Source organism: Nitratireductor sp. PBL-C9 (assembly GCF_050877045.1).
In the GTDB taxonomy this organism is placed as follows: domain Bacteria; phylum Pseudomonadota; class Alphaproteobacteria; order Rhizobiales; family Rhizobiaceae; genus Nitratireductor; species Nitratireductor aquimarinus.
Map to the genome: position 1 here is coordinate 331,347 of NZ_JBPAXW010000004.1, position 12,271 is coordinate 343,617.

The 12,271-nt window shown below is 63.2% G+C and carries 11 protein-coding genes; 5 read left to right on the forward strand and 6 right to left on the reverse strand.

Features of this window, described 5'->3' with window-relative positions:
- The gene (locus ACRTG1_RS11455) at positions 1-669 is read left to right on the forward strand and encodes a class I SAM-dependent methyltransferase (protein WP_432516302.1); all 669 of its coding nucleotides are present in this window, start codon (positions 1-3) and stop codon (positions 667-669) included.
- A gap of 176 nt (positions 670-845) precedes the next feature.
- On the opposite strand, the gene ACRTG1_RS11460 is transcribed toward ACRTG1_RS11455, so the two are convergent.
- The gene (locus tag ACRTG1_RS11460) at positions 846-2,243 is read right to left on the reverse strand and encodes a serine hydrolase domain-containing protein (RefSeq protein ID WP_206994165.1); all 1,398 of its coding nucleotides are present in this window, start codon (positions 2,241-2,243) and stop codon (positions 846-848) included.
- A 129-nt stretch (positions 2,244-2,372) separates the two neighbouring features.
- On the opposite strand from ACRTG1_RS11460, the gene ACRTG1_RS11465 reads away from it, so the two are divergent.
- Positions 2,373-3,176: a glycoside hydrolase family 25 protein gene (locus ACRTG1_RS11465; protein ID WP_025029643.1), complete on the forward strand. Its 804-nt coding sequence runs from the start codon at positions 2,373-2,375 to the stop codon at positions 3,174-3,176.
- A gap of 43 nt (positions 3,177-3,219) precedes the next feature.
- On the forward strand, positions 3,220-4,398 hold the full coding sequence (locus tag ACRTG1_RS11470) for a lytic murein transglycosylase (RefSeq protein WP_113155666.1): 1,179 nt from the start codon (positions 3,220-3,222) through the stop codon (positions 4,396-4,398).
- Here ACRTG1_RS11470 and ACRTG1_RS11475 read toward each other — a convergent pair.
- A complete protein-coding gene (locus ACRTG1_RS11475; protein WP_297563902.1) occupies positions 4,395-5,852 on the reverse strand; it encodes a cation:proton antiporter in 1,458 nt (485 codons plus the stop codon). The two genes, ACRTG1_RS11470 and ACRTG1_RS11475, sit on opposite strands and share 4 nt — an antisense overlap.
- 30 nt (positions 5,853-5,882) lie before the next feature.
- Positions 5,883-7,103, reverse strand: a complete 1,221-nt coding sequence (locus ACRTG1_RS11480) for an alanine racemase (protein WP_113155668.1) — start codon at positions 7,101-7,103, stop codon at positions 5,883-5,885.
- Positions 7,104-7,303: 200 nt separating this feature from the next.
- Here ACRTG1_RS11480 and ACRTG1_RS11485 point away from each other — a divergent pair, with 200 nt between their 5' ends.
- Positions 7,304-8,227 (forward strand): DMT family transporter, encoded by a 924-nt coding sequence (locus ACRTG1_RS11485; RefSeq protein WP_432516304.1) that lies wholly within the window; start codon positions 7,304-7,306, stop codon positions 8,225-8,227.
- A 398-nt stretch (positions 8,228-8,625) separates the two neighbouring features.
- On the opposite strand, the gene metF is transcribed toward ACRTG1_RS11485, so the two are convergent.
- Together metF and ACRTG1_RS11495 are read right to left on the reverse strand one after the other, a co-directional pair.
- A complete protein-coding gene (gene metF / locus ACRTG1_RS11490; RefSeq protein WP_206543909.1) occupies positions 8,626-9,546 on the reverse strand; it encodes a methylenetetrahydrofolate reductase [NAD(P)H] in 921 nt (306 codons plus the stop codon).
- Positions 9,546-10,565, reverse strand: coding sequence for an ArsR/SmtB family transcription factor (locus ACRTG1_RS11495; protein ID WP_206554171.1), 1,020 nt, complete (start codon positions 10,563-10,565; stop codon positions 9,546-9,548). Before ACRTG1_RS11495 ends, metF begins: the two co-directional genes overlap by 1 nt.
- A gap of 172 nt (positions 10,566-10,737) precedes the next feature.
- On the opposite strand from ACRTG1_RS11495, the gene ACRTG1_RS11500 reads away from it, so the two are divergent.
- Entirely contained in the window at positions 10,738-11,073 is a 336-nt protein-coding gene (locus ACRTG1_RS11500) for a DUF2293 domain-containing protein (RefSeq protein WP_113155671.1), read from the forward strand.
- A 28-nt stretch (positions 11,074-11,101) separates the two neighbouring features.
- Here ACRTG1_RS11500 and ACRTG1_RS11505 read toward each other — a convergent pair whose 3' ends face one another.
- Positions 11,102-12,223 (reverse strand): beta-ketoacyl-ACP synthase III, encoded by a 1,122-nt coding sequence (locus ACRTG1_RS11505; protein ID WP_432516335.1) that lies wholly within the window; start codon positions 12,221-12,223, stop codon positions 11,102-11,104.
- Between the last annotated feature and the right edge of the window lie 48 nt (positions 12,224-12,271).

Genomic DNA, 12,271 nt, shown 5'->3' on the forward strand with positions numbered 1-12,271 from the left:
ATGGCCATGCCGCAGACCGCCGGCCACGCCAGTCTGATGGACGGCATCTATCGCCGCCAGCGCCATATCTACGACCTGACGCGCAAATATTATCTGCTTGGGCGTGACGGGCTGATCGGCGGGCTGAACGTGCCGGAAGGCGGCGCGGTGCTGGAACTGGGCTGCGGAACGGGGCGCAATCTGGCGCTCGTTTCGGATCATTATCCGAAAGCGCGTCTTTTCGGCCTCGATATTTCGCAGGAGATGCTTGCCACCGCAAGAAGGCGCATGGAGCGTGAGGGGATCGACGCCCGACTGGCCAAAGCCGATGCATCGTCTTTCGATGCCGAGGCGCTGTTCGGGCAGGCCCGGTTCGACCGGGTTTTCATTTCCTATTCGCTGTCGATGATCCCGCCATGGCGCGAGACCATTGCAGCAGGCCTCGACTGCGTTGCGCCGGGCGGGTCGCTGCACATCGTGGATTTCGGCCGGCAGGAACGGCTGCCCGGCTGGTTTCGCGCAGGATTGCGCCGCTGGCTTGCGGCCTTCCACGTGACACCGCGTGATTCACTGCGTGAAGCGCTGGAATCGGAATGCGAGAAACGGGGCGCAAGCCTGCGTTTCGACTCGTCTTTTCGGGGTTATGCCGTGCAGGCGATTGTGGAACTGCCTGACACCCCGTTGCAGTGATGTGGTGCGTGGTTCGACAAGCTCACCATGAGGGATGGGATTGGCTGCACAACTGGTGAGCAAGGGTGTGGAACCCGGTCTTCACCGCGAAGCCCACCTCCCTCATGGTGAGCTTGTCGAACCACGCACAATGCTGCCACCGCAAAACCGAACAGCGCCGAGATTGGCGCCTGCCCCTACTCCATCTCCCCCGGTATTTTCGCCAGAGCCTCGATCAGCGCCTGTGGCTTGTAGCCGAGGCGTGAGGGTGTGAGGCCCATGCGCACCACCACCATGCGCAGCGAGGGAATGACCGTGATGGTCTGGCCATCATGGCCGAGCATCCAGAATGCATCGGGCGGCAGGTTGAAGCCTTCGTCTTCCGGCACGCCGCGCGGCGTGTTGGCGCGGGGACCGTGCAGCCAGGTCTGCCGGCCATACTCGCCTCCCGAAGCTTCCGTGGGGGTGCGCATCCACCGCACCCAGCCTTCCGGCAGAATGCGTTCGCCCTTCCACACGCCATCCTGCAGGAGAAGCTGGCCGAACTTCGCCCAGTCGCGTGCTGACGCATAGAGGTTGGAAGAACCGGCATAGGTGCCGCGCGGGTCCGTCTCGAAGACGGCGCTGTCCATGCCCAGCGGACCGAACAGGGCCTCATAGGGCCACGCCAGCGCATCCTGTGGCGCATTGAACGTGTCCTGCCAGACACGCGACAGGAGAACGCTCGTGCCGCTCGAATAGTTGAAGACCCCGCCGACGGGACCTGCAAGCTTCTGGTCGGCCGCGAAGGCCGGCATGTCGGAGGCGAGATAGAGCATGCGCGTCACATCGCTCACATCGCCGTAATCCTCGTTGAAGTAGAGACCGCTCTCCATGGCGAGAAGATCGGCAACGGTGATCTTCGATCGTTCGTCACCCGCCCATTCGGGGAACAGATTGCTGTCCTCGACGGAAAGGCGGCCAGCCTTGACGCGGGTGCCGATGAGCGCGGCGGTGACGGTCTTGGTCATGGACCAGCCGATCAGGGGCTGCGTGTAATGAGCGACATCCTCGCCAAAACGCTCGCCGATGATGCGGCCATCCTGCACGACGACCACGGCGCGCATGCCGGGGCCGGTGAGCGCCGGATCATCGAGGAGTTCGGCCACGAGCTCATGGCCCTCGACGTCGATGCGCGGGCCATCCGGCCACAGATCCGTTCCCCGAGACGCAGGCTCCGGCCTGTCGAAACGGGCGCCCAGCGCCGCCTTCACATCGCCATCGGGCACAGCGGCGCAGCCGGTCGCACCACGATAGACGGCAAGCCCGTCGCCAAAGACACCGAAGAGGCCGGTGTGAACCGTGGCGTCAGACGGCTCGACCCGCACGCTCATGAGCTTCAAAAGCGGATGGCCCGGGGCCTGAACGTCGCGCTCGAGCACGGTCTGCGGGTCGCGCCCGGCTATGAACACATTGGAGCAGATAATCTTGGCGGCGTAATTGGAGCCGACACGAATGAGCGCGGGCGGCGAGACGTAAAGCCAGAGAGCGGCACCGGCGATTGCAACGGCAAGGAGACCGAGGAGCCATTTGAAGAGCCTGAGAGCAGTTCGCATTCCGTCGTCTTCTCCGTCTTCCCTTGCGGCCAGCCCTTTCATCCTGTGGTGACGGGGCCGGCAACTTCGCCTATTTCTGTCGGCGACGCCCCTATTTGCTGATTCGCACCCTGAGGAGCCCCGCTCATCATGCGTCGATTGATGATCGCCAGTCTATCCGCTTTGCTCGTCGGCTGCTCGACCGTCGACTATGATTTTTCCGATGTTGCGCCCAAGGCGCAACCCTCGACAATGCGCAGCAGCGGCGGCCTGCGCTTTGCCGACACCGACCCGCATGAATGGGAGGGTGGCGCACCCTGGCACTATGCGGTGCACGGAACGGATGTCGCCAAATATCAGGCCGACATCGACTGGAAGAAGGTTGCCCGCAACGACATTTCCTTTGCCTTCATCAAGGCGACGGAGGGTGGCGACATTGTCGACGATTATTTTGCGCGCAACTGGCGCGCGGCGAAGGCGGCCGGCGTTCCGCGCGGGGCCTACCATTTCTACTACCATTGCCGCCCGGCCATCGAGCAGGCGCGGTGGTTCATCCGCAATGTGCCGCGCGACGCTTCGGCCCTGCCGCCCGTTCTGGACATGGAGTGGACGCCCTTCTCTCCCACCTGCACCATCCGCCCGCCGGCGGAGAAGGTGCGTTCGGAGATGCGCATCTTCCTGAACGCGGTGGAACGCCATTATGGCAAGCGGCCAATCATCTATACCTCGATCGACTTCTTCGATGACAATGATCTGAGCAGCTTCAAGGGCTATCCCTTCTGGTTACGCTCGGTGGCCGGTCATCCGGATGACAAATATTCCGATCATCCTTGGGTCTTCTGGCAATATACGGGCACCGGCGTGATCCCGGGCATCGAGGGGAAGGCCGACATCAACGTGTTCAACGGCAATTCCAGAGCCTGGAAGAACTGGCTCCGGGCCAATGCCAGCTGATCGCGCCAGACGCCTTCAGCCCGTGTTATCAAGGAGAGTTCATATGCGCAGAAAATCCATCGCGCTTGGGGCGCTGTTCGCCTTTGGCTTTGCCGGCAGCGCCGTGGCGCAGCAATGTGGCGGCGATTTCAACGCCTGGCGGGAAGGCGTGCGGCAGGAGGCTGCAGCCGACGGCATCGGCGAGCGCGGCCTTTCGGCGCTGAACGGCGCCGGCATCGAGCAGAAGGTTCTGCAACGCGACCGCGCGCAGGGCGTGTTCAACCAGACCTTTGCCGAATTCGCCGGCCGCATGATCAATGATTACCGGCTGAAGAACGGCGCGGCCAATCTGAAGAAATACGCCAACACCTTCGCGCGCGCCCAGAACGAGTTTGGCGTCCCCGGCCCGGTGATCGCATCTTTCTGGGCGCTGGAAACGGATTTCGGCGCGGTGCAGGGCGACTTCTCGACGCTCAACGCGCTCGCCACGCTGGCGCATGACTGCCGCCGGCCGGAAATCTTCCGCCCGCAGCTGATCGCGCTTCTGCACCTGATCGATCAGGGCTGGGTGCCGGCCAATGTGACCGGCGCGTGGGCCGGCGAGATTGGCCAGATGCAGATGCTGCCGTCCGACTATTACACCAAGGGTGTCGATGGCGACGGCGACGGCAAGGTGGATTTGAAAGGCAGTTCGCCCGACGCCATTCTGACGGCGGCGAAGAACCTCCAGTCGCTTGGCTGGAAGCCTGGCCAGCCCTGGATGGAAGAAGTGCGCGTGCCCGATCAGATGGCCTGGGAGAAGACCGGCCGCGTGACCAAGCTGCCGCGCTCGGAATGGGCGGCGATGGGCGTGACCTATCGCGATGGCAGCCCCCTTCCGGCCGATGGCATGGCGACGGCTGTGGTTCTGCCGATGGGCCACAAGGGACCGGCCTTCCTCGTCTACGACAATTACGACATCTATCTGGAATGGAACCAGTCTCTCATCTATACGCTGACGGCGGCGCATCTGGCGGCGCGCCTTGCCGGCGCACCGCGCTTTGACGTGCGCTCGCCCGAGCAGGGCCTTGCGCCTGAGACGATGAAGCAGTTGCAGACCAAGCTTGCCGCGCGCGGCCATGACGTGGGCAAGATCGACGGCATTCTGGGCGCCGGCACCCGCGAAGCGGTGCGTCAGGAACAGCTGCGCCTTGGCCTGCCCGCCGATGGCTGGCCGACGCCGACGCTGTTCTCCAACCTCTAGGCGTTTTCTTTAGACGCCCCGGCAGCCGGTTCTTCATCGGGTTGCCGGGGTTTTTCTTCCGCCGCCTCAGATGCGACCGCCGCCTCGGCGGCTTCCTCTTCCGCCTTCTCTTCTTTCTTCCGGGCGGCTTTCGCGGCTTTTTCAAGCGCGCGGCGGGCGCGCCATTTGCGCAGGGTCAGACGGCCGGCGCGATAGCGGGCGCGCACCCACCAGAGCCCCTCACCCACATTCCCGATCTCTTCGGCATAGGCTTCCGACAGCGCTTCGCGATAGGAAGAAAAGCCCTTGGCCGCCACATAGTCGATGCGGCGCATGACCGACATCCACGCCGGCGAGAAGAGAAGCGAGATGGCCGTGACGGCGATGGCAAGGCGATAGCTGTCCTGCCCGAGCGCGCCCGCCGACAGGCCGGCAGCCGCCAGCACGAAGGAGAACTCGCCGATCTGCGCCATGGAGAGGCCGCCGATCAGCGCCGTGTTGCGGTCGTGCCCGGTGGCGCGCAGCAGGAAGACGTTGAGCAGCGTCTTGGCGGCGATGACCAGAAGGGCGGCCCCCAGCACCATCCAGAGATTGTTCCAGATATAGGTCAGGTCGAACAGAAGGCCTATGGACAGGAAGAAGATCACCACGAGGATGCTCTGGATCGGCTCGATGACCGGGATGATGCGGGCGCGCAGGTTTGAGTTGCCCACCAGAATGCCGGCCACGAACGCGCCATAGGCGGGCGAGAGACCGAGAAAGCCGGAGAGAGCGGCCGCGCCGAAACAGACGCCCAGCGCGCCAAGCGCCAGGATCTCGACATTGTCGGCAATGGCGGCCGCGAAGGGCACGCGCAGCTTGCCGCGTCGCCCGAGCCACCACAGGAGCCAGCCGAGAAACCCGACCGCCAGCGCCACCTTGGCGGCGATGGCGAGAAGGCTCGTGTCGGCCCCGCCAAGGGCCGAGACGATGATGAGCATCGGCACCACGGCAATGTCCTGCGCGATCAGAACGGCGATGGCGATGCGGCCCGCGTCGCGGCGAAGCTCGTCCATGTCGCTGAGCATCTTCATGGCGACGACCGTGCTCGACAGGCCGATGATGAAGCCGAAGATGATGCCCTCGGAAAGCCCCGTTCCGCCCATCCATGCGATGGACAGACCGATGGCCAGCGCCACGGCCAATTGCCCGACCGCCACAAGGACAGCAGGTTTGAGGCTCATGATGAAGGCTCTCAGCGAAAGCTCCATGCCGATGAAGAAAAGCAGCATGAGCACGCCCATCTCGGCAAGCGCGGTCACGCTGTCGGAATTGCCGATGAGACCGAAGCCGGTCGGCCCCATGACGACACCGGCCAGAATGAAACCGACAAGCGGAGGCTGTTTCAGGCGCATCAGGCCGAGCCCGAGCGCAATGGCCACCAGAAGGACGAAGGCGATCTCCGTCAGTGGAAAGGCGTGTGCTTCCGCTTCCAAGTTCCGGTTCCCTTTTCCGTGTGCGCCCGATCAATCCGCCATGGTTTCGAGGCTGGCGAAACCTTCCGGTGCGGAACCCGCATCGAAAGGCGTTTTCACCTCGACGAACGTGTCGGGATAAAACCCGTTGAACCGGGTTCTTAGCGACATGGAATAGGCGCCAATATGGCCGATCTCGATCCAGTCGCCGGTATCCACCGTTTCCGGCAGCCAGAACGGACGGGACAGGATGTCGACGGAATCACAGGTCGCCCCGCAGACCTTGAACGGCACCACCTTTTCAGGATCGCCATTGCGGTTGCGGATCGCGGGATCGGGAATGAAGCGGGCCGGCAGGGTGATTTTTCCGGTCCAGGAATCGGAGAGCGAGGCCCAGATGCCGTCATTGATGTAAAGCCGGCGGCCCTTGCGCAGGAGAACGCGCACGATCAGCGAAAAGGCGCGCGCAACGATGACGCGACCGGGCTCCGCAACGAGCGGCATTTCATCAAAGCCCCACTCCACAATATCGGCCCGCAACCGCGCCATGATTTCATCAAGGCTCGGCATTTCGGGCTTCTTGCGGTTCGGGTCGTGGCCATATTCCGCCGGGAAACCACCGCCAACGTCGAGTGCGGCGAGTGGCACGCCCGCCCTGCCCCGCACCCAGTCTGCCGAGGCAAGCGCGCGCTCATAGGTATCCGGGTCCTGGATCTGTGAACCGACATGGAAGCACAGGCCAAGCCTGTAGCCATGGCGATGCAGACGCCGCAGAAGCTCAACCGCCTGAGCGGGACCGGCCCCGAATTTCTTCGACAGTTCGTAGGCCGCGTGCCCCTTGGTCTGGATGCGCACGAAGACGGTGAGCGTGCCCGGATCGATATCGAGGGCGCGGACCACGCGGATCAGTTTGGAGACCTCATCCTCGTGATCGACCGCGATGACGCGAATGCCGTATTCCTCCAGCGCAAGGCGAATATCGGACTGCGCCTTGACCGGGTGCATGTAGAGCATCTCGGCCCGCGGCGCGACGGAACGGACGGCGGCAAACTCGGCGGGTGAGGCCACATCGAACGCATCGACGCCGGCTTCCGCCAGCGTCTTCAAAACCAGTTTCTCGCCATTCGTCTTGACCGCATAGGCCGTCTTGCCGGGGAACTGCCCCATGAAATCACGTGCATCGGCTTTCAGAACATCGGGCCGGAAGCAGTAGATCGGCTCATCCGGACGAAGCTTCATGGCGGCGTCTCGGGCGGTCTCAAAAAACTGCATTGGCGGCTCCGGGTTCGGTTGAACGCTTAGGGCGGACCGGAAGGGTAGAGGATTTGCCGTTCAAGTAAACGCTCCTCCAAAGGGTTTTTCCGGCACAGGAAACGGGAAGGCATGTTTCGGGTGGGCGGCGCACGCCTCTCCGATTTAATGCACCAGACAGGCATTCGATCCCGAATGTTACCAAGACGAAAGACAATGCGATGACCGCACAATCGCCAGCCGGAACCGCCACGCCGCATATGTCGCTTGAAAACTGGGCGCTTCTCATCGTTCTCGGCGCGGTCTGGGGCGGCTCCTATTTCTTCGCGCGGATCGCGGTCGGCGAGATGCCGCCGCTCATGCTGGTCATGTTTCGCGTATCGATCGCAGCCCTGATCCTGCAGGCCTATCTCGCCCTGCGCGGCCCTTCTTTCCGCACGGCGCTACCGCTTGCGGGCAGTTTCTGCGTGATGGCGCTCCTGAACAATGTGATCCCGTTTTCGCTGATCTTCATGGGCCAGACGGAGGTTGGCGCGGGGCTTGCCTCGGTGCTCAATGCAACGACGCCCTTCTGGACGGCCATCCTCGCACACATGCTGACAGCGGATGAAAAACTGTCGGTCACGAAGATCACGGGCATAGCACTCGGCATCGCCGGCACGGCGGTGATGATCGGCCCCGGCCTTTTTGCCGGGCTGGGCGGGCCGATCTGGGCCAAGTTCGCGATGATCGGCGGTGCGGTCTCCTACGGCTTCGCCTTCATCTATGCGCGCCGCTTCCGCAACGTGCCTTCGCCCATCGTCGCCGCCGGGCAGCTAAGCGCTTCGAGCGTGATCATGATCCCGCTGGTTCTGGCACTTTACGGCACGGGCAACCTGTTTGCGTTCTCGGGCAATGTCTGGGCCGCCGTGATCGGGCTTGCCGCCCTTTCGACGGCCTTCGCCTATCTGATCTATTTCCGTGTCCTGGCAAGCGCGGGCGCGACCAACGCTTCGCTTGTCACCTTCCTCAATCCGGTGAGCGCGATCCTGCTTGGAACCGTGTTTCTGGGGGAAAGGCTGGCGCGTTTCGAGATGGCCGGAATGGCGCTGATCGCGGCGGGCCTGATCGTGATCGACGGGCGGCTGATCGCGCGCATCCGTTAACACAAAGTGAATCAAACCGATTGCCCGATGATTTCAAAAGGGCGCGCGCGACAGTGGTCAGATTTTCCAGATTCCTACCGCAGCGCAGCATAAAATCCGCTTGCCGCAGACCCGCCCATCCCTAGAATCCGGGAAGCATAAGCAGAGGAGGCTTTGCCATGGGACTGACACGGCCTGTTAATGCACTGATGATTTGTGCGGCATTCGTCTTTATCGGCGCTCTCGTGATGGGCGTGTTGCCGTAAAGCCATAACCGGAACAGCCACCCAGCCCCTCCCCGCATCCATGCGGATGCAAAAGGGTTGATCCAGGGTTTCGATGCTCTGGAAGGCAGCTATCCGGATTTTGTTGATAGACATAAAAAAGGGCCGGTTCGCCGGCCCTTTCTCACAAGCGGTTTATGCTGCCGCCGGCTGCTCGGCGCCAAGGTCCGCCTTCGGGCGGATGCCGATCATGTGGCTGACGGCGTAGACAAGATCCGCACGGTTCATCGTGTAGAAATGGAAATCGTCAATGCCGCGCTCGATAAGGTCCAGAACCTGCTCGGCGGCCACCGCCGAAGCCACAAGAGCGTGGATCTGCGGTTCGTTTTCCAGCCCCGCGAAACGCTCGGCCAGCCAGCCGGGAACACTTGCGCCGCAGCGGCCCGCAAAGTTGGCCACCTGCGTGAAATTGTGCACCGGCAGAATGCCCGGAACGATGGGGATGTAGATGCCGGCGCGGCGCGCGCGCTCGACGTAACGCTCATAGAGATCGTTGTCGAAGAAGAACTGGGTGATGGCGCGTGTCGCCCCATTGTCGACCTTGCGCTTGAGCATGTCGATGTCGGTTGCGAAATCCGGGCTTTCGGGATGCTTTTCCGGATAGGCGGACACCGAGATATCGAGATCGCCCTGCAGCTTCATCGCGCCCGTGAGCTCTGCGCCATTGGCGTAGCCATTGGGATGGGGGCGATAGGCAGCGCCGACACCCGCACTCGGATCGCCGCGCAGCGCCACGAAGCGCTTTACGCCCATTTCGACGAACTCGGCCACCACCTGATCGACTTCCTCGCGCGAAGCATCAACACAGGTCATGTGAGCTGCCGGCGTGAGCGTCGTCTCTTCAAGGATGCGGCGGACCGTGCGGGCCGTGCGCTCGCGCGTGGAGCCGCCCGCGCCATAGGTGACGGAGACGAAGGACGGCGCCAGAGGCTCAAGCCGCTTCACCGTTTCCCACAGGCGGTCCTCCATCGCATCCGTCTTCGGGGGGAAGAACTCGAACGACACACGGAGCTTGCCAGCCGTGTCCGGCTGACGGGAAAAACGCTGTTGCGGCATCAAGCCGTCTCCTTCTGAGCAATCGACGGCGCCATGCCGTCGGCAATCTGCATGCGCCGGTCGCGGGCCAGCCAAAGCTTGACCGTGAGGCCCTTTCCGGCCTCGCCACGCGGCGCAAATTCCAGTGTTTCGACCAGATCGAGTTCGGCCTCTTCGAGCCATTCTGCAATCTGGCTGTCGGCCAGTCCGAGCCGCATATGGGCATGTTCCTCGCGCAGGAACTCGTGCTCATGCGGCGCGAAATCGACGATCACCAGCCGCCCGCCGGGCCTCAAAAGCCGGGCGGCCTCGCGGATGGCGTTTCCTGGCCTGTCGATATAGTGCAACACCTGATGGATGGTCACCAGATCATGCGCATCACGCTCAAGCTGCGGGGCGGAGATATCGCCAAGGCGCACCTGCGCATTGGCGATGCCCGCCCGGTCGAGATTGGCGCGGGCCACCGCAAGCATCTCGCGCGACAGATCAATGCCGACCCCGCGCTGGTAGAGCGGCGCGAACAGCTCCAGCATGCGGCCGGTGCCCGTACCAAGATCCACCATGGACTGGAACGGCCGGTCGCCGATGAGCTTTCGGAGCTCTTCTTCCACGGCCTTGTCGGGCACGTGAAGCGAGCGGATCTCATCCCAGCTTGCCGCGTTCTGCGAAAAATACTCCGCCGCCCTCTCCTCGCGCCGGCGCTTGATCGCACCAAGCCGCTCCAGATCACGCTCAATGACCGGGTCGGCCTGATCGAGCCGCACCACGACGCCATCGACGAATTCACGCGCGGCGTCGGCATCCGACAGGCGGAAATAGGCCCAGGAACCCTCCTGGTAACGGACGATGAGATGGGCTTCGAGCAGGAGCTTGAGATGACGGGAAACGCGCGGCTGCGACTGGCCGAGAATCTCGGTCAGATCGGTCACGGTCAGATCGCCCTGCGACAGAAGCGCAAGGATACGCAGGCGACTGGTTTCAGCCGCCGCCTTCAACGTATCGACCATCTGGTCGAGATGAATTGCCGGACGCATCAGCATGCGCTTCTCCTGATACATATAAAGATATGTTTATATCGTTTCGACTTGCTTGGCAAGGCGGCGCAGTTCACACTGCACAGCCTGCGGCAAGGCGGGGCAAAGCTTGCGGCAAGGCGGGGCACAGCGCGCGGCAATGCGGGCCGCGCACGGGAAGAAGAGAGTTTTCAGGGACATGAAGCGGGCATCAACCGGGCGGCGCAAAGCGGTCGACAAGGCGCTGACGCTGCTGATTCCCTGGGCGCCGATGGCGGATGCCGAGGCGATCCGCGACAAGGCAGACGACCGCAAGCTGCGCACGCTGCCTCCGGCCATCGCCGTTTGGCTGGCAACGGTGACGCATGTGCGCCATGAGCACACGGATTACGACGCGATGCTGGAAGACGGTTATGACCGGGATGCGGCGCGGCACTTCGTGGTGGACGACATCAACACCGTTCTGACGCGCTGGCGCGCCACACGCCTGCTCGATCCGGCGGAAGAAGACGGCATGGAAGCCCGGCAGGACTGAACCTGCCGGCGGGCAGCCATGCCCTGCATCACATCATGCGCAGGAGCGCGCCGCCAATGGAGTAGCCGGCGCCAAAGGCGCATAGCAGCCCATGCTCGCCGGGTTTCATGTCCCGGTGCTTTTCTTCAAGCGCGATGATTGCGCCAGCGGCTGCCGTGTTGCCCAGACGGTCGAGCACGGTGGGCGCACGGTCCTGCCCCACCTCGCCGCCAAAGGCGAGCTTGAGGATCATGGCGTTCATGCGCGCATTGGCCTGATGCAGCCAGAAGCGACGCATCGTCTCCGGCGTGTGACCGTGCTCCGCCAGAAAGTCGACAATGAACTTGTGACCGGCAATGGTCACATCCTTGAAGACCTTGTTTCCGTTCTGCTTGATGAGATTGCCTTCCATGGCGAGATAGGACGGATCGTCCTGCGCCAGGCGGCTCATGAAGCCGAAATTGGTGCGGATGTTGTTTGAGAACTGGGTCCAGCTGCGCGTGTCGACGATTTCGAAACGGCCGGGACGCTCCTCGCTCGCGCCCAGCGCCTCGATGAGAACGGCCACGGAGGCGTCACCGAAGATGAAGTGGGTCTGCCGGTCGCGGAAGTTCAGGTGCGCGGTGATGAGCTCCGGCGTGACGACGAGCACACGGCGGTGCGCGCCGGAGCGCACGAGATTGGTCGCCACATGGAGGCCGGCGAGCGCCGAGGAGCAGCCAAGCCCCATGTCGAAGCCAGCGCCGCTGGTGCCGAGCGCCTTCTGGATCTCGATGGCGATGGCCGGATAGGGCCGCTGATGATGGGCGGACGCACAGATAACAAGATCGACATCGCGCGCCTCGACGCCGGCATGGGCAAGCGCCTTTCGTGCTGCAGCCACGCCGAACTCGGCCATGACGGAAAGTTCGTCATCTGCGCGGGCGGGAATGTTGGGCGCCATGCGGGCTGGATCGAGAATGCCGTCACGCTCATAGACATGGCGGCGCTGGATGCCGGACGCATGCTCGATGAAGCCGGCATCGGATTTCGCCAGCAGCGGCAGGCCGGCGGCCTCGCGCTTCGGGTTTTCCGTGTCGACCCAGGCGTTGAAGCTCTCGACCAATTCTTCATTGGAGATGGACGCTTCAGGGATTTCGACGCCAATTCCGCCGACGCAGACGCGCGTCATGGCGTTGGAATGGTGCGGTGCGAAGTCTGAAGCCTCTTGCTCGCTGGT